Annotated in this window: 18 protein-coding genes; 11 read left to right on the top strand and 7 right to left on the bottom strand. The window is 59.4% G+C overall.

All coding sequences use genetic code 11. The features are described 5' to 3' along the window. Positions 1-13: 13 nt before the first annotated feature. Both JOZ76_RS37890 and JOZ76_RS37885 read left to right on the top strand, forming a co-directional pair. Positions 14-211 (top strand): hypothetical protein, encoded by a 198-nt coding sequence (locus tag JOZ76_RS37890; protein WP_291706477.1) that lies wholly within the window; start codon positions 14-16, stop codon positions 209-211. A 378-nt stretch (positions 212-589) separates the two neighbouring features. Continuing rightward, positions 590-724: a hypothetical protein gene (locus tag JOZ76_RS37885; RefSeq protein WP_291706476.1), complete on the top strand. Its 135-nt coding sequence runs from the start codon at positions 590-592 to the stop codon at positions 722-724. Between the two features lie 418 nt (positions 725-1142). Here the strand turns inward: JOZ76_RS37885 and JOZ76_RS37880 are convergent, their stop codons facing one another. The 3 genes from JOZ76_RS37880 to rpsU form a co-directional block, all read right to left on the bottom strand. Further along, positions 1143-1382: a hypothetical protein gene (locus tag JOZ76_RS37880; protein ID WP_291706475.1), complete on the bottom strand. Its 240-nt coding sequence runs from the start codon at positions 1380-1382 to the stop codon at positions 1143-1145. Between the two features lie 521 nt (positions 1383-1903). After that, entirely contained in the window at positions 1904-2068 is a 165-nt protein-coding gene (locus JOZ76_RS37875; protein WP_291706474.1) for a hypothetical protein, read from the bottom strand. 430 nt (positions 2069-2498) lie between these two features. Then, positions 2499-2789, bottom strand: coding sequence for a 30S ribosomal protein S21 (gene rpsU, locus JOZ76_RS37870; protein WP_291706473.1), 291 nt, complete (start codon positions 2787-2789; stop codon positions 2499-2501). A gap of 417 nt (positions 2790-3206) precedes the next feature. On the opposite strand from rpsU, the gene JOZ76_RS37865 reads away from it, so the two are divergent. The 3 genes from JOZ76_RS37865 (at position 3207) to JOZ76_RS37855 (ending at position 4321) form a co-directional block, all read left to right on the top strand. Continuing rightward, positions 3207-3473: a hypothetical protein gene (locus JOZ76_RS37865; RefSeq protein WP_291706472.1), complete on the top strand. Its 267-nt coding sequence runs from the start codon at positions 3207-3209 to the stop codon at positions 3471-3473. A 120-nt stretch (positions 3474-3593) separates the two neighbouring features. Further along, positions 3594-3989 (top strand): hypothetical protein, encoded by a 396-nt coding sequence (locus tag JOZ76_RS37860; protein ID WP_291706471.1) that lies wholly within the window; start codon positions 3594-3596, stop codon positions 3987-3989. A gap of 38 nt (positions 3990-4027) precedes the next feature. Further along, positions 4028-4321 carry a hypothetical protein gene (locus tag JOZ76_RS37855; protein ID WP_291706470.1) on the top strand — a complete coding sequence of 98 codons (294 nt, stop codon included), beginning with the start codon at positions 4028-4030 and terminating at the stop codon, positions 4319-4321. An 86-nt stretch (positions 4322-4407) separates the two neighbouring features. On the opposite strand, the gene JOZ76_RS37850 is transcribed toward JOZ76_RS37855, so the two are convergent. Both JOZ76_RS37850 and JOZ76_RS37845 read right to left on the bottom strand, forming a co-directional pair. Further along, on the bottom strand, positions 4408-5496 hold the full coding sequence (locus JOZ76_RS37850; RefSeq protein ID WP_291706469.1) for a fatty acid desaturase: 1089 nt from the start codon (positions 5494-5496) through the stop codon (positions 4408-4410). A gap of 281 nt (positions 5497-5777) precedes the next feature. After that, a complete protein-coding gene (locus JOZ76_RS37845; protein WP_291706468.1) occupies positions 5778-5987 on the bottom strand; it encodes a cold-shock protein in 210 nt (69 codons plus the stop codon). 549 nt (positions 5988-6536) lie between these two features. Between JOZ76_RS37845 and JOZ76_RS37840 the strand changes: the two genes are divergently transcribed. The 4 genes from JOZ76_RS37840 (at position 6537) to JOZ76_RS37825 (ending at position 12595) form a co-directional block, all read left to right on the top strand. Beyond that, a complete protein-coding gene (locus JOZ76_RS37840; RefSeq protein WP_291706467.1) occupies positions 6537-6743 on the top strand; it encodes a hypothetical protein in 207 nt (68 codons plus the stop codon). Positions 6744-7205: 462 nt separating this feature from the next. Then, on the top strand, positions 7206-7826 hold the full coding sequence (locus JOZ76_RS37835; RefSeq protein ID WP_291706466.1) for a DUF2760 domain-containing protein: 621 nt from the start codon (positions 7206-7208) through the stop codon (positions 7824-7826). A gap of 95 nt (positions 7827-7921) precedes the next feature. Continuing rightward, positions 7922-9754, top strand: coding sequence for an Hsp70 family protein (locus tag JOZ76_RS37830; RefSeq protein WP_291706465.1), 1833 nt, complete (start codon positions 7922-7924; stop codon positions 9752-9754). A gap of 27 nt (positions 9755-9781) precedes the next feature. Further along, a complete protein-coding gene (locus tag JOZ76_RS37825) occupies positions 9782-12595 on the top strand; it encodes a hsp70 family protein (RefSeq protein WP_291706464.1) in 2814 nt (937 codons plus the stop codon). 307 nt (positions 12596-12902) lie between these two features. On the opposite strand, the gene JOZ76_RS37820 is transcribed toward JOZ76_RS37825, so the two are convergent. Together JOZ76_RS37820 and JOZ76_RS37815 are read right to left on the bottom strand one after the other, a co-directional pair. Then, complete coding sequence (locus JOZ76_RS37820) at positions 12903-13184, bottom strand: DUF1488 domain-containing protein (protein ID WP_291706463.1); 282 nt, start codon at positions 13182-13184, stop codon at positions 12903-12905. A gap of 245 nt (positions 13185-13429) precedes the next feature. Then, entirely contained in the window at positions 13430-13726 is a 297-nt protein-coding gene (locus JOZ76_RS37815; RefSeq protein WP_291706462.1) for a hypothetical protein, read from the bottom strand. A 564-nt stretch (positions 13727-14290) separates the two neighbouring features. Here JOZ76_RS37815 and JOZ76_RS37805 point away from each other — a divergent pair. After that, positions 14291-14623 (top strand): hypothetical protein, encoded by a 333-nt coding sequence (locus JOZ76_RS37805; RefSeq protein WP_291706461.1) that lies wholly within the window; start codon positions 14291-14293, stop codon positions 14621-14623. A 533-nt stretch (positions 14624-15156) separates the two neighbouring features. Beyond that, a complete protein-coding gene (locus JOZ76_RS37800) occupies positions 15157-16407 on the top strand; it encodes a site-specific integrase (RefSeq protein WP_291706460.1) in 1251 nt (416 codons plus the stop codon). Positions 16408-16419: the final 12 nt, after the last annotated feature.

Genomic DNA, 16419 nt, shown 5'->3' with positions numbered 1-16419 from the left:
GTGGCTGCGTTGCATGGATAGCGCGGCGCAGCTGAAATACTTGGTCAGCGGGAATAATCATTTTGGCCGCGTCAGCGTCGGCCGTCCCACCGCGGTGGAGGCCCTGAAGAAGGCAAAGGACCTCTTGGAGCGAGGTTATATGGACGTGCGAATATGCACGCCGCGGGGCAAGATCCTGCTGTCCAATGAGTTCGATCAACTCGAAGGATAGCGGGATACCAAGGGCCATCGTTCCAAACGGGGCCGAGGACAGCAATGGGCGAGGACAGCAATGAACCCGAGAGCGTTCAAGACGGCGTGCGAGCTCCAGGACGTGATTGTTGAACAGGCGAGAGCGCTTCACGGGCCGTGGCCTGTGGGAATGACGCTTTTCGTATTTGACGACGCCTATGGGTGGAGCGCGAGCATCAGCCCACCGGCTTCGGAGGCCGACAATCGTTATCGCACCTGCATGCTTGATCTGATCTCGAAACTCAGGGCCAAATACGATCTGAATGCGCCTCGCCTTTCGGAGCCGGATGATCTTTGCTGATACGAACCTAACCTACGCTGCATCAATTTACGTTGTCCTCAAACCCGGGAGCTCGATATGGCAAAAGGTCAGCAGAGAGGCAATCGGGAGGCCAAGAAGCCGAAGAAAGAGAAGGCCAAGGTCATTGCCGCCGCGCCGAGCCGAAAAGCGGCAGCGTGGCAGCCAAGCTTTGCTTCCGACAAGAAGAAATAGAGACGGTTGGGCCTCATCTCGCGGCTGGCAATTCCGGCCCGGCGCCAGAAACCTCACACGTTCAGCTTGCGCGCGATCGAGGCGTTTCCGGGTTGCTCAGCTTGCGACCTTACGGGTGAGTGCTCGATCCATGCTGATCTTCGCCAAGAGCATCGGTTCCCGATCCTCAGCGGCGTCGGCCAGCGTTTGAGCGGCAAGCCGCCATTCGGGGGCATCACGCTCCATTGCGGGGAGGCTTTTGATAAAGTTATCGGCTTCTCGCAGAGTTCTGGCCGGTTTTCCTCGGAGTAAGGGCAAGGGTTGAGCAAACGGACGATCCCAAGACATAGGCGTCACTTCCTAGAGCCACAGAGAAAAGTATGCACGGCGTACATTCGCTAACCGCCCTTGGTAGATTGGCGGTTCGCACATCAGATGTTTAGGTGTCGCGCCCAGCTTTGCCGCGCGGGTGAGCTGCGGGAAAAAGCCTGTCGGTGGAGCGGTCGAGATGCTTTTCCGTACCTCTCGCGTCGCTCAGGTGACCTACAAGTTCGCCGGACGGGCGATAGATATTGACCCCTTTTACATCGTAGAGCTTCTTGCCCGTGAGGTCGAAGATCTCCGAGCCGCGTACCACCGCAACGCAGATGCCGCTGCTATTGAAAATACCGCCGCTCACGAACGACCGCCTATCGAGGCCCCCGGTAAAGATGCGCTCTTCTGGTGGCAATAGCCAGACAATTGATCTATCTGCGCTGCGGCCGATCTAGCCGCACTTTCTGGAATTCCTCAGGACCCTTGATCAAACGACCCTTTCGGCTGGATTTCTCTGTGTTGTCGGGTGCTCCGGCAGTCAGGCTATCGATTGCTGTCGATGCCAGCTCCTTGGCACGATTAGCGCGCGCTTCGGATCCTTGTTTTGATCTGGTCCGGATGCCTAAGCCGAGCTCGACAAGGCGGCGGATGGCTTCGGAGCGGCCGAGGGGGGTGTCCTGCTTTACGATCCAAGCATCGATCGAAGCGATGGTATCTTCGGGCCAGCGCGTGCCGATTTGAACGTCTTGGCCGCGCCTGCCTCGCCGTTTTTGGGTAGTAGCTTTTCTTGTCGATCTCATCTTGGGCTCTTAGCCAATGTCAATGGGCCTCCAATTGAGGCACTCCGTCAATCCTGTCGGCGATCGCGAGAAGGCAGCTACGACGTTAGCGCCGCTGGCTCGGATCGAACTCTTCAAGAAAATCCAACGCAGTGCTGATCTGGTTTAGCTCGCACTCGATATCCATTCGTTCATTAGCAGTGAGATCGGTCTTGAGCCGCCGCTCAATCAATTGCTGTCTGCGCAGAAGCAGATTTGCTACGACCGGCATGGCGCGCTTCCATCTCACTCGCGCAACCGGCCCTATTGCGACTACCAGTTCTAGGGTGTTCGGCTTTCTGGTTCACCCCAGTGCTTCCGGTAAGGTCGCCAGCGGTTCGGGGCAGTCTCGTTCAAGCCGTTGCACGCTCATCATCCTGTTCAGAAAGCGACGAACGATCAGGTCGTTCCTATGAAGATGGATCGGTTCCCAAAAAAGAGACCCCCGCCCCTAGGGGGTTCGCCGTCAAACCGGCCTCTGCAGGGGGCGCGAAACTTCAGGGAAGATGTTCATATTCGGTACACCCCAGGGGGGAGCTCGGAGCCGACCCTTCGTGGCGAGACATGCAACGACTTCAGCGACCTTTGCACGTCGGCACCGAGCTCGTTGTCGAGTTGCGCTGGACCTGACCCATCTGCTTCTAAAACGCTACGTGGATCGGCTAGCCTTGTGGCCTTGTTGTGATAACCCCAGCCCGCAATTCTGTGCTGCTTCTGGCGTTAACGCGCGGCTTGCGGACCGGAGCGGCGATCAATCCGTCTCGGATCGCCTGTTTGCGTGCCAGCTTCCGCAGCCGCCGCGCCGCTTCGGCTTTCTCTCGCGTAGCTCTGACCGATGGCTTCTCGTAGAAGCGTCGCCGGCGCATCTCTCTGAACAGCCCCTCCCGCTGCATCTTCTTCTTCAATACACGAAGCGCCAGTTCCACGTTGTTGTCTCGAACGAATACCTGCAAGCGCGTCACTCCTATCCGATTATCGGCGAGCAAAATCGAGCTATCCCGCAAGCGGGCGCATTCAAATCCGAGGTACGAGATTCACTTGAAAACGATCCCGGTAACGAGAGCAGGGACTCCGGGAGGCGATGCGGAGCCGCCGCAATCACCTACATCGGGAGCGGGCAGCCTATCAGATATCGGCGGTTCAGCCGATGCTGACCTCACCATGCAGTCTCTACATCGAAATAGCCAGCCTTTTCTTCTTCGAACCGATGCTTATGGTGACTGCGGCAATTTCGGATGGTCTGAGCGCTCGCACGTTCCAGCGGCTGTTGTCTCGCGCGCGTCTTTGTACACTCCGCGTCGCGGGCCGGCAGAATTGCTTGCAGCGGACGTTGACTTTCTTTGGGGAAGGGTCCAATCGACGGTGATCCGATGCTCAATCCTACCGATAAGGTGGACGTCATGCCCAAGAGTGTTCGGATCACCCCTGAGCCCGCGCAAGGCAAGGGACAGGCTGTCATCTTCATGCCGGCGATCGGTCCGGTTCGGCATCTGTGCCGTCTCCAGACGACTTTTCGCGCGAGGGACGAGGCGTTCAGCTGTTTCTACAAACGTCGCACCGAGTTCGAGCGCGTCGCGCGTGCCCGACTCGCATCTAGCAACATCGAAGAAGGCGTGATTGAGCTAGCGATGCTGTAGGCCCGCTTGCGGTCATACATCGCACTCCGACGAGCAAAGTGCGACACGAACGACGCGTCCCAAGCCGCATCGGACGTGGAGAACCGAAAATCGCCCCCCTTGGTCGGATAAGAGACTCTGATGCCCACTCTCAAGAGGTTGGAAGAACTTGCGGGCGTCGGCCGCGACTTTATCGGCCTGCAGTTCAGGCTTACGCCCGATGAGCTGATGCACTCTATCGATCAGCTGTGGGTTCTCGGCTACTGCTTTGGCGTCCTTGATGCTGTGAGACAAAAAGCTCAGTTAGGAGATGCGGTCGAAGGACTGTCACTTGTAGCTGTCGGTTTTTTCTTGCTGATGTCGGACGAGACCAAGGGAGCCGATATGATGCGGCAAGCACTCAATCGTCAGGAAGATCCAGGCTTCGCCCACGGTTCTCTGCGCGGAGAAGGGGATATGTTTGCGTGGCTCGCAGACACGACACAGTCACCCAGAGGATTATCTGAGCATTTCAGCCGCTCGCCGTCAGCGCATTGAGACCGCAAGCATGATCCGAAGAAGAGTCAGGAGCAGTCATGAAGCTAAATTCGACGCAGATTGAGCGCGCCCTAGGTCAGTTTGACGCCCAGGTACTTGCCGATGATCATCCGGCAGTTGCGCAATTGACGAAAGTGTTTGGGCAACACACTTTCTTTCTCGACGACAAGGGGCTCAACGTGTTGGAGCTGATCGAAACACCCCAAATGGAGCCTCAGGGTGGCGAGATGATAAACATCGCGGATTGGAGCGATGCGACACTCACCAAGCTCCGTGCACATGCGCCTGAACCGACGGGTGTTGTCGTTTCCTTGAAGGAAATTCATCACTGATGCGAACTCGAGTAATCATCGAGCCGACCAGCGGGCGATCTTCGCCAACAGCGACCGACCACGAACCGGCGTTGGCTAAGGCACTGTCAGGATCGAGGGCAGGCGCGATCCCTCCGGCTATCGTGCGGAGAGCGTTGCCTTTCCTGAAACTCCCGAGCTTCGATTTCGCGGAACGAGACCAAGCGGCGCTGCGCCTCATCCCACAGCACAAGCCGCACGCACCGGAGGCTTTGCAGCAGCGTCAAATGACCGACGTCGCGCAGTTCGGGGTGGTCGCGCAGCACGCGCGGAAGCCGGTAACAGGGAATACGACTACAGAGATGGTGCACGTGGTGGATGCCGATATTGGCCGTGAACCAGCGCAGCAACAAAGGCAGATCGTAATGCGAGCTGCCATACAGGGCGGCTTGATGTAGGTTCCAGCGCTCGGTGTGCTCCCATGCGGTCTGCTCAAATTGATGTTGCACGTAGAACAGCCATACGCCGATCGTGGCAGCGAGCAGCACGATCGGAAGATGCACGAGCAGGAACGCCTTAATGCCGATGAACCAGGTGAGAGCAGTGACGACCAGGGCAATTGCGAGATTCGTTGCCATTGTGCTGGCCCAGGGCTGCCAGCCGTCGCGCATCAGGCCGACCGGGAGACGATGTTGCAGGAGAAACAGATAGGCTGGCCCGCCCCCGAACATGACCACCGGGTTGCGGTAAAGACGATATTTCAGGCGGCCCCACCAGAAAAGAGCCCGGTATTCTCGCACGGTCAAGGTAACGACATCGCCGATACCGCGATGATCGAGGTTGCCGGTGGTGGCATGATGGATCGCATGCGTGCGGCGCCACCAGTCGTACGGCGTCAACGTGAGCACGCCAATGACGCGACCCACCCAGTCGTTCACCAGACGGTCGGCGAAAAAGGTACCATGGCCGCAGTCGTGCTGAATCGCGAACAAGCGCAAGAGGAAGCCAGCAGCTGGAATCGCAATGAGGAATGAAGCCCAGCCGTGGCCAATCGACAACGTGAACCAAGCCGCGATCCATAGCGCCACGAGTGGCAACGCCGTGATCATCAACTCGGCGACGCTGCGCACCTGATTTGGTGTGCGATAACTGCTCAGAATGCGCGTCCAGCGCCGAATGTCGGGCGTCGCCACACCTGAGTTGTGTCCAATGCTCAAGATGAGGCTCGCGCGCTAGATGGTCTGGACACTCAGACTTGTAGCCCGCACGCTTTGGGCCTTTTCACGTCCCGTTCCGCTTTCGGCGTCGCAGCGGTTAGCGGCTCATTGATCTGCAATGTCGCCACCAGCCTTTAATGCGATTCGGGCACATAGAAAATCAATGCGATTCGGGCACATAGAAAATCCCGCGTGCCGACCGATCGGCCGCGGGACTCCGAAACCATAAGCTCTGCCAGTACATCCGTGGTCAGCGCGCCATGGCCGTTCGCGCGAATCGCTCAGGCGGCGCGCAGATTTTCGGCAGCAGACTTGCCGGTGCGGCGGTCTGCGACGACATCGAAGCTGACAGTCTGACCCTCATTGAGGGTGCTCATGCCGGCGCGTTCGACCGCGCTGATATGAACAAACACATCGGCTCCGCCATTGGTGGGCTGAATGAAGCCAAAGCCCTTTTGGCCATTAAACCACTTCACAGTTCCCTTATTCATAGAGACGTCCTTTCACTGACAACGTACACGCAAGACCTAAGCGCCGAGGGATCGGCACCTTGTCGGTTGATCGATTTTTGGAGAAGGGGTCTGAAACGTGCGCGCCTGTCTGTGACGAGGCGAAGCGGCCCAGGTCGTTCGGCCAAGTGTCGATGATGGCCATATGGACACAAATTGGAGCGAAGTCAAGGTGTACGGTCTCCGTCTTCTCAAACGCCTGCTTTGGACATCGGCTGCACAGGAACGCGATTCGACCAAACCAACCGCCTTCACCAATGTGGGATGTCTGACACTGGCTTCAGTCAAACGGGCCAAGGGCGCTTATTGGCCTCGTCCCGCCCCAGTTCGCTGCGACTGCGGACTCTCAAACGATATGCCAGACGTATTAGGTCAATCTTGCTGCCCTACCCATACGCCCTGCGTAAATGGCCGGTTGCGCCACTGATGCGTTGGTCTTGCTTTCAGGAGAATGCGCACGAACGGCAATGGTGTTCATTGCAACTCAGCATGGTCTACGCTAATGCGGCCATTAATTGTGGAGGTAGACACATGCCACATAGCTATAAGCTGAATGAAGACGTTCGCCACCAGCCCCAGGGTCCCCAAGGTCGTGCTGCAAATGATGCACCGATGATCTACACGATCGTTCAACGTATGCCCATCGAGGCAGATGGACGTCTTAGATATCGCATCAAGAGTAAGTCGGAGAATATCGAGCGGGTGGTTACGGAAGATCAGCTTTCCTATTCTCAGTGATCTAGCGCGCTTGACGACGGTAGGAGTCTGGTCGCGCTGAATGATCGGGAAATGTTCTGATGCGCTCCACGAAAAGCCGCTCACAGCGGATGAGGTGATGAAACAGCCAACGGCGAATGAAGACGTTTGCCGATCCCTCTGATGAACATGCGGGTCGATTGGTCATTCAGCCCTTGCGGGCCTCCTGGCCAGGTATGCCAGCGATTGCCCCGACCGCATGCGCTCGCTCCCTAACTTCATCGCCTTTTCGAGGTTCTCGCCTCTGTGATTCAGATCGCCTCTGGCAGACGCAAAATGATCGGTGCTCACGGCATCTAGCCCAGCCTTCACCGCATCCGACTTTTTGAGGGCATAATCGACAAGCGCGGTTGGACCCGGTTAGGTTTCCACGCCCGTCGATATCCTATAGTCTTCGGGCCCCAATCAAAGCTGATGCGTCTCAAAACGGAGCTGAGGCTAAACATGCATGCGATGAAAGCGATCGCCATTGTAGCGGTCGTGCTCCTGTTCGTGGTGAACGCTCTGGAATTGCTGCCGGCAGCGAGTGCATTCCAAATGTATCTATCGGGTGGGGCGGTGGCGCTGAGCCTTGTCGCGCTGATAGCGATCCTGGTCGAGCGCGACCCGTCGCGGGATAACCGAAGTGCGGGCGCTGAGGCGGCCCGACCGATGCCTGTCACGACGCGCGCAAACCAGGCTGATGCCGAGATCGTCAGCTTTTTGGCCATACTGCAGGCAAGGGGCCGGCTGGTCGATTTCCTGATGGACGACATCAACGCACATGACGACGCACAGGTTGGGGCAGCCGCTCGCGTGGTCCATGCCGGTTGCAAGACGGCCCTGCTGGAGCACTTCCGAATCTACCCCGTGCGCGCAGAGAGCGAGGGATCGACGGTGCAGGTCGCCGCTGGCTATTCGCCGGACGAGTACCGACTGGTGGGCAAGATCAGCGGCCCGGCGCCATTCTCGGGAGTGCTTGTCCACCACGGCTGGAAAACGGACGCGGTGAATCTACCGCGCGTTTTGCGGAGCTCGAGCAATCGACTTCCAGCAATCGCTCCAGCGGAGGTCGAACTGAGATAGGGGGCCCCCGAGCCGGACTACGTACAACCGGAGCTTTTCATTGCGCGCGGCTATCGCCGCGAATTGACAGCAAACACCCAGGACAACCTTCCCTCATGAGCGCTCGTTTCAGTCTTGCTATCGACCTCGGCACCAGCAACAGCGCAATCGCGATCGCCGATCTCGAGAGTGGTGAGACCAGGATTATCGAAATCGCGCAGACGCTCGGGCCAAATCAGATCGGCGAGATGTCGACACTGCCGTCCGCCGTTTATATTCCGCACGCCGAGGAGTTTCCGGAGAGGTCGTTTCCGCTGCCCTGGAAAAATGCTGGGGACCGCGTGATCGTCGGCCAGTTCGCGCGCGAACGGGGGGCACTGGTCCCCGACCGTCTCGCGAGCTCCGCCAAATCCTGGCTGTCCAACCCGCATATCGATCCGAAGCAGCGCATCCTGCCCTGGCGATCCGATATCGCGGAAGAGAAGCTCTCGCCATTCGAATGCTCACGCCTCTACCTCCAACATCTCAGGGACGCGTTCCTGCATGCCGAACGGGCGCAGGGGCGGGAGTGGGACCTCTCGGAAGGCGAGATCGTCGTAACTGTTCCCGCCTCGTTCGATGAGGTCGCAAGAAGCCTCACTGCCGAGGCCGCCAAGGCTGCGGGGCTTAGAGACGTCACACTGCTCGAGGAGCCGCAGGCTGCATTCTACGCCTGGATGGCGCAAACGCACAGCGAATGGCGGAACCTGATTGCTGATGGCGATATCGTCCTGGTCTGCGATGTCGGTGGCGGGACAGCCGATTTCAGCTTGATCGCGGTTACAGATGTCGAAGGCCGCCTGGAACTTGAGCGTGTCAGCGTCGGCGAGCACATTCTGCTCGGCGGTGACAATATGGATTTGGCGCTCGCCTATGCGCTGAACGCCAAGCTTGAAGCCGCGGGCAAACGGCTGGACTCCTGGCAGTTCCTGGCGCTCGTGCATGCCGCCTCCAAAGCCAAGATTGTTCTGTTTGATGATGGCGCCCTGGCGCAGACGCCGATCGCGGTCCCCTCACGCGGCTCCAGCCTGCTGGCCAAAACCGTCTCAACGACTCTCGATCGCGAGACGCTGGAGCAAGTTCTTGTCGACGGTTTTTTCGCCAGAACCAGCGTCGACGACCTGCCGCGCGAGAGCCGAACGGCAGGGCTGCAGGAATTCGGTCTGCCCTATGCTTCCGATCCGGTCGTCAGCAAGCATATCGCCCGGTTTCTCGGTCAGAGCCTGCAGAATGTGAAGGCAAGCGAAAAACTTGCCGCTCTGGTGGGAGCATCGGCTGGCACGCAGGTGCTGATGCCGACGGCGGTCTTGTTCAATGGGGGCGTTTTCAAGGCCGCGCCAATCCGCACGCGGGTGCTTGATCTGCTGGCGTCCTGGAATGGGGGCCGGCCAGTCCGCGAATTGCAGGGTTTCGAACCAGATCTCGCCGTCGCACGCGGCGGCGCGATCTACGGACGTCTCCGCGCCACTGGCAAAGGCATGCGCATCAAGGCCGGCGCGGCCCGCTCCTATTACATCGGCCTCGAAACGTCGATGCCCGCCATTCCGGGTTACAAGCCGCCGCTGAAGGCATTGTGTGTTGTCCCGCAGGGAATGGAGGAAGGCACGGAACTTCTGATCGAAGGACGCGAGTTCGGCCTTGTCACCGGCCGCACGGCGGAGTTTCGGTTTTTCTCCTCCTCGGTGCGAAGCGGCGATACGCCAGGACAGATACTGCCCGACGCCGAGCGTGAGCTTGATGACGCTGGCCTGCTCGAAGTCGCGATCCCGGCAATGGACGTCCCGGCAGGCCAGGTGGTGCCGGTCCGCGTCAGCCCGGTCGTGACCGAACTTGGCATCCTTGAGCTTTGGATGAGGCACACGAACTCCGATCGCCGATGGAAGGTTGAGTTCCAGGTCCGCACGGAATAGCGGCTGGACCGCCTCTGGAGGTGCTTCTTGACAAAAGACCGCGCCCGCTTCGCTATTGGTATTGATCTCGGCACCACCAACTCCGCACTCGCATTCGCGCCACTCGTCGGCGAGGGGACGCCAGAGATCCTTCTCGTCCCGCAATGGGAAGGCCTGGCGAGTCTGACCGAGAAGCCAACGCTTCCTTCTTTCCTGTACCTGCCGGAGGAAGCGGTCGCAGCACATCTGCGCGGTAAGGGGGTCGGAGCCGGCGAGTGGATCGTTGGCCTTTTTGCACGCATGAAGGCAAGCGAAGCGCCCGGACGGGTCGTCCATTCCGCAAAGTCGTGGCTTTGCCATCACGCCGCCGACCGGTTGGCACCCTTTCTGCCATGGGGATCGACGGTTCTGGCACGTGAGCAGAGAATCTCACCGGTACGCGCCTCGGCACTGGTTCTGAACTATCTACGGGGGACCTGGAACAGCCGGTTTGCGCAGGCCGGGTTTGCGTTCGATGATCAGGACATCACGGTGACTGTCCCGGCTTCCTTCGATGCGGCGGCGCAGCGGCTGACGATGACCGCGGCCGAGGAAGCCGGCTTCCCCGGCGATGTGCGATTGCTCGAAGAGCCGCAGGCTGCGTTCTATTGCTGGCTGGAAAGCCATGACCCGGCGCGCGAATTATGGCAGCGGCCCAAGAGCGGCGATGCCGGGCTGCGACACGTGTTGGTCATCGATATCGGCGGCGGCACCTCCGATTTCAGCATTTTTGAAGTTCGCCTGAACGAGCAAACGCCGGACCCTGACATCAAGCGTGTCGCTGTGAGCGAGCATACGCTGCTCGGCGGCGACAATATCGACCTTGCCCTTGCCCATTTCGTCGAGCCGCGGCTTGCCGGGCCGGGCGGCCAGCTTTCCGGCCCGCAATGGGATCAGCTCGTCGCCGCCTGCCGTCAGCTGAAAGAGCACGCGCTGGCCGCGACGGGACCGCCGGATGAGCGGTTCGTCGTTGCACTGGCCAGTCGCGGGTCGGGGATGGTCGGCGGCTCGCAGTCGGCGACGGTGATGCGGGCAGACATCGAGAACCTGTTGCTGGACGGATTTTTCCCCTTCTGCGACGCGGCGGCGCGGCCGTACCGGACGCAAGCGGCACTGAGGGAATGGGGGCTTCCTTATCCTTCCGACAGTGCGATCACCCGACACCTTGCCGAATTCCTCAACGATCGTCCGCGCATTGATGCCGTCCTGTTCAACGGCGGATCCGTCCGACCCTCGCTCGTGCGCCAAAGACTCCGCGAGCAGATTGGAGCCTGGCAGGACGGCTTCGTGCCGCAGGTTCTGGAGAATGAGGAGCCGGATCTGGCGGTGGCGCGCGGAGCCGCACGATTTGGTGCTCTTCTCCATCACCGTTCGGGTCGCATCGCAGCCGGGGCCGCGGCTGCGATCTTTCTCGAAGTGGAAGGGATACAGACAGAGGATCGCGAGGCTGTGCGTCCGCCCCTCGTGTGCGTTCTTCCTGAAGGTGCAGCGCCGTCGCACCTTTTTGAGATCGCGGATCTTGGGCTTAAGCTTCGCACAGATCAGCTGGTGCGCTTCCAGGCCTATTCCTCAACCCGGAAGAGCGACAGCCAGGCCGGAGACATCGTCTCCTGGTCCGAAGGCGAATTTCACCCGTTGCCTCCGCTCCAGACCATCGTCAGGACGGCCGAGCTATCCGGTCTGCAAGCGGGCGGGATGTTGCCCGTCGGTCTGACGGCGCGAATGAACGCACTGGGGCTCCTCCACATCTCGTGCGTCAGCACGGACGCCGCCGTCCGGCAGTCCTGGCCGCTGGAATTCAACATGCGCGAGCACGTCCAAGGTGCCGCGGGCGCGCCTATTGCGGGGCGGGTGCGGGAGGCAAGCCCTCCGATTGAGCCGAACGCTTCAGCGGAGGCGCTGGAAACGGCACGCAGGCAGATCGGGATCGAATTCACACAGCCTGCCACTAGCAGCAAAAAGAACAAGATGACTGCTGCCACGATCCTGAAGGGTATGGAGCGCATCCTCGCGTCTGCCAGAAGTGAATGGAACGGGGCCCTACTGCGCGCCCTTTGGCCTGCGCTCGAGGAGCGGCGGGACGATAGAGGGCGTTCGGCGGATCACGAAGAGGCATGGCTCATCATGGCGGGTTTCCTGCTGCGTCCGGGCTTCGGCGTTGTCCGCGATGACCTTCGTATCGATGGCCTGTGGCGGGTGCACGATGATGGCCCGTGCTTCCCCGGCCGGCGCATCAAGAGCCAGGAATACATACTCTGGCGCCGGGTGGCGGGCGGGCTCACGCGCGAACGCCAGGCTAGGCTTATGGCCGAAGAGATCGACAGGATCCGCAGCGGCAGGGCGCCCGACGAACTCGTGCGCCTGGCTGGATCCCTGGAACTGATCCATCACGACACCAAGGCGGAACTGGTGCGTTGCTTCTGCGATATCGCGGTGACGCTGGCACAGGCCAAGCGGCACTGCGCTCACTATCTTGCGGCGCTCGGGCTCCTGCTCAACCGAACTCCGCTCTACGCCGGCCCGGAGACTGTCGTCTCGCCCGATCTCGTCAAGCACGCGTACCAGACTTTCCAGGACTTCGATTGGACGACGCCCGAACTGCTCGACCTGCAGACTCTCTTCCTCCGGGCCGCGCGCGTCGTCAACGATCGGAGCCTGGATCTACCAAAGCCTTTGCGCGGTCTGATTGCCGGCAAGCTGGAGAAATCCGGCGTCCCTGCGCTGCAGACTGCAAAAATCAAAGGGTTCGTTCCGATCGGACGATCCGACCGGGCCAGTCTATACGACGATACACTCCCTGCTGGCCTGCTCCTGATCGAATAGACATGCGCGAGACGCCGCGCCGGGCGATGTGGCATTGCCATGGATCATCTGGAAACATATTGCGCGGACGATGCCGGAGCAGCCGCGAAGGCAATATCCGAATCATTCCTTCACGCGTGCTGACTTTGTCGTTTTCCGCCTTAAACGACTCTACAGGATGGACAATGTTGATCCGTCCTGGTTTTGCCCAACGCGCAGAGGCCTCGCTGTCAAAGCAAGCTAAACGCTCCTGTCTGACTGAATAGAGCGCCATCGCTCCGTCGCCGCAAGAACCTGTGAAATCGCGAGTTGAGGCGTCGAACAAGGCCTATGACCTGCGAAAATCAATGCCGCGTAGAATGATGCCCGCAGGCTTACCCTCGAATTCCCCGGCGAGAAACTTCCGCGATGCGCATTGTTCGATTCGATCACGCAACCGGAGGAATTGTTGTTCGCGCTGGTCCGGCGCCGTCCTCGGGACATTTTCGATCTCATCCATCGCCGAGGCGCTGACGGCGCATGGGATTTCCCGGGCGCCGTCCATCATCGAAAACAGCACCACCATGCGATTGAACTCATATCCCCCGATCTTGCCGCGCGCGAGTGTCATTTGATCTGTCTCCCGGCTGATGAGGCGGTCGTATCGCAAGGCGGTCATTTCTTCTGACCTGCGGAGGATTGATAGCGGCATTTGTGCGTAGGCAATCGGCTCGGCTTCGTGCGATCCTGGGACCGCTAACATGCACGCCGCCGAGGCGAAGACACTCCCACCGTCATATGCTTTCAGTTGGATCGGTCGATGCCGAAACGCACGGGTCAAGCTTTCAGTTGTTTGCATGAACGTCTATGTCTCGCTCAGCTCTCGCCGGCGAGCCGGTCGAAATCGGCAAGCACCGCTGTCACGAGGTCGCGGTGATGCGTATCAGCCGGCGCGAGGTCAGCAGCATACAGATTCAGGACATAACGCGCCTTTGCCGCGGCCTCGGGCCAGGAGGTGGCCGCCACGGTGAGGAGCTGGAGCTCGACAGCCGCCTGGTGGTCGCGCAGCAGTTTTGCGTTGGCCTCGACATCGGCGAGCACGCGGCGGATATCGGTAGCTTTTTGCGCGGCCATGCCGCGATGCTTGTCGAGATCGATCGGGGTTTCATTCATCGGATGCGCTCGCGTCCTTACGCTTTGCATGGGACAGATCGGCGAAGCTGATTGAGATCATCTCCACTGCGGAATGGCGCGACCATGACCATCGTGGCGTCACGCCGGAAGCTCGGAAGTGAGACCCCTCCGATCATTTCCTCGTCGGTGATGACCTCATAGCCGCCGGACGGCAGCAGTCGATCGGCCCCTTAATTAGGGAGGGATGCTTGAAATGAACCGCTTGGCTGACCGTGCGCGCAATGGCGGCAAATAGCTATTGTTTTCTGGTGCCATGCGCGCATTTGTCCGGTCGAGGGGGCCTGCCACTTGGATTTGGCGACGTCGTAGCTATCCCGGAAGTGCGAACATCCACGACCGCTCGATCCCATAAAAAAACCTGGTTGATGATATCGAGGAGCGGGAATGTTGGACTGCTTGGCAGGATGCCTGTCCATGATTCACGAAACCTAAGTTAGGGCAACCTCGTCCAGCTTGCCCGTCGTCACGGAATGCCTTGATCTCAGATCGTGTCATGGCGCTGGTCAGAATGGCGAGCCGTAATTCCTCCAGCAGGCGAATGGCTTGGTGCTGCAGAGCACGGCGGTGCCGTCTCTGGGCCAGGCTCTCGTCAATCGCAAGCTGGGCTCGGCTGAACAGGTGATCGGTCATGCGCCAATCGTGCTATGGGGTGAGCTGCGCGCCATTAACTGTGTTAATCTTGGAAAAGCGCGCCGGCAGGGATCGGTCGTCTATTCGTCCGCCTCGTATGGGAAGAACCGATCATTCGCATTCTCGATTCGCTTCTCCGAACCGTTCACGTCATTCAACCAACCGATCGTTTCGCCAGTCAGCGGCCGAAACTTACGCGCGCGTAGGACAGTCGCGCGCAATTGGCGGGATTTGGCGAGCTATTAAGTTGTAGCCTGGAGAGTTAGGCTACTCGCCGATAAGAAAACAGTGCTTCCGAAATAGTGGGTTTCGCGATGTAGCGGACCCCGCTAGCACGCGTGACCCACACCTTCTGAGCTTTCTCGGACCAGTTTCGCAGACCTCCTTGGCCACAGCTGGGAGGCGGTTTTTGAGTACCAGGCTGTTCTGCCGCCGAATCTCTGCGTCGCTGTTCACATCTACTCGATTGTGCGACCGCATACTCTGTCGTGCGACAAACGGAATTGCCGGCTTTATTTCTCAGTGTTCCGTTGAGACAATTGAGATCGCCGACGATTGAGCCCTGCATTCCTAGAAGCGTCGATGACGAATCGAGCGCAACCTGAAATTACACCGAACACGCCGCTTCGCCTTGCTGATGCCGTGAAGATCGCATTTCCTATGGGCGGAATGACGGTAGCGGGTTTGCGCCGTGAGCGCGATCGCAACCGATTAGTAATTGAGAAGATTGCCGGCAAGGAATTTACTACGCTGGCTCATATTGAACGGATGCGAGAGCTATGCCGCGACGAAGCAAGGGAGCCAGACTCCAGCTTAAGGCAGCCCGCCGCGACGAAAGCGGAAACATTACCCACCGAGCGACCTGGATCATCAGAGACAACGGTCGGGATGTCGGCACAGGCTGCGCTGCAGATGAGATTGCAGCCGCGGAAGCAAAGCTGAAGGACTACATAGCCGCTAAATACACGCCGACGCGGCGCGTCCGCCATATAGACGACATCCCTATTGCGGACGTACTTTCGATCTACATGGATGCTCAGCTTGATAAGCTACGCAATCGCTTCAATGTCGATAACGAAAGCGAAGATGCGGTCCCCTCCATCCGCAAGTTCAAGAAGCGGATCGAGCGATTGAATGAGTGGTGGGGCGCAAAAATGCTCGGCGAGGTTAACGGGGAGGCGTGTCGCTCTTACACCAAGAAGCGACGCAAGAGGGGCGGCTCTCGCAGAGACCTTGAAGACCTCCGCGCTGCTATTGGTCATCATGCGGCCGAAGGATATCATCGGGAAATCGTCAAGGTCTCGCTGCCCGAGAAGGGTCAACCGCGTGACAAGTGGTTGACTCGCATTGATGTGGCCAAACTGATCTGGACTTGTTGGCGTTATCGCGAACTGCAAAAGAAGTCGCGTCGACCGATGGAGGATGAGAAGGCTCCAACTCGCAAGCGTCCGCTGCGACACCTCGCTCGCTTTATCTTGTTGGGCATCTACAGCGGGACGCGGGCCGGAGCCATCGCCGCGGCATCACCCATCCCAGCGGTCGGTCGGTCTTATGTCGATCTGGAGCGCGGACGCTATTATCGCCTGAAACAGGGCAGCGCGAAGACTAACAAGCGGCAGCCGACGGTCCCGATCCCCTCGCGCTTGCTCGCCCACTTGCGGCGCTGGCACCGCATTGATCCTGAGACGAAACACTTCGTTGAGTTCAACGGGAGGCCGGTGACTTCGGTCAAAACCGCATTTAAGAGCGCCGTTAGACTTGCGGGGCTTGGTCCCGGAATATCCCCTCATACTCTGCGACACACAGCGGCGACCTGGCTGATGCAAAGGGGTGCGGATCCATGGCAAGCAGCCGGCTATCTTGGGATGTCTCTCGAAGTTCTTCTGAACACCTACGGACACCACCATCCCGACTATTTGTCGGATGCCGTCGAAAAGATTGCTATGCGCGAACGCGGCGAACGAAAAGCGCACGTATCTGGTGCGATTTCTGGTGCGGTGCTCCCGCTGCGGCCAAACAAGACGGGATAAGCAATTGATTTC

The organism is Bradyrhizobium sp., from assembly GCF_019244115.1.
Classification (GTDB): Bacteria; Pseudomonadota; Alphaproteobacteria; order Rhizobiales; family Xanthobacteraceae; genus Bradyrhizobium.
This window is presented reverse-complemented; position numbering and strand designations above follow the sequence as displayed.

What these genes read in the sequence shown, in the direction of transcription:
- JOZ76_RS37890 (WP_291706477.1), top strand. Translation starts at nt 14, where the DNA reads ATGGATAGCGCGGCGCAGCTGAAATACTTGGTCAGCGGGAATAATCAT.
- JOZ76_RS37885 (WP_291706476.1), top strand. Translation starts at nt 590, where the DNA reads ATGGCAAAAGGTCAGCAGAGAGGCAATCGGGAGGCCAAGAAGCCGAAG.
- JOZ76_RS37875 (WP_291706474.1), bottom strand. Translation starts at nt 2,068, where the DNA reads ATGCCGGTCGTAGCAAATCTGCTTCTGCGCAGACAGCAATTGATTGAG.
- JOZ76_RS37865 (WP_291706472.1), top strand. Translation starts at nt 3,207, where the DNA reads ATGCTCAATCCTACCGATAAGGTGGACGTCATGCCCAAGAGTGTTCGG.
- JOZ76_RS37860 (WP_291706471.1), top strand. Translation starts at nt 3,594, where the DNA reads ATGCCCACTCTCAAGAGGTTGGAAGAACTTGCGGGCGTCGGCCGCGAC.
- JOZ76_RS37855 (WP_291706470.1), top strand. Translation starts at nt 4,028, where the DNA reads ATGAAGCTAAATTCGACGCAGATTGAGCGCGCCCTAGGTCAGTTTGAC.
- JOZ76_RS37845 (WP_291706468.1), bottom strand. Translation starts at nt 5,987, where the DNA reads ATGAATAAGGGAACTGTGAAGTGGTTTAATGGCCAAAAGGGCTTTGGC.
- JOZ76_RS37840 (WP_291706467.1), top strand. Translation starts at nt 6,537, where the DNA reads ATGCCACATAGCTATAAGCTGAATGAAGACGTTCGCCACCAGCCCCAG.
- JOZ76_RS37835 (WP_291706466.1), top strand. Translation starts at nt 7,206, where the DNA reads ATGCATGCGATGAAAGCGATCGCCATTGTAGCGGTCGTGCTCCTGTTC.
- JOZ76_RS37830 (WP_291706465.1), top strand. Translation starts at nt 7,922, where the DNA reads ATGAGCGCTCGTTTCAGTCTTGCTATCGACCTCGGCACCAGCAACAGC.
- JOZ76_RS37820 (WP_291706463.1), bottom strand. Translation starts at nt 13,184, where the DNA reads ATGACACTCGCGCGCGGCAAGATCGGGGGATATGAGTTCAATCGCATG.
- JOZ76_RS37815 (WP_291706462.1), bottom strand. Translation starts at nt 13,726, where the DNA reads ATGAATGAAACCCCGATCGATCTCGACAAGCATCGCGGCATGGCCGCG.
- JOZ76_RS37800 (WP_291706460.1), top strand. Translation starts at nt 15,157, where the DNA reads ATGCCGCGACGAAGCAAGGGAGCCAGACTCCAGCTTAAGGCAGCCCGC.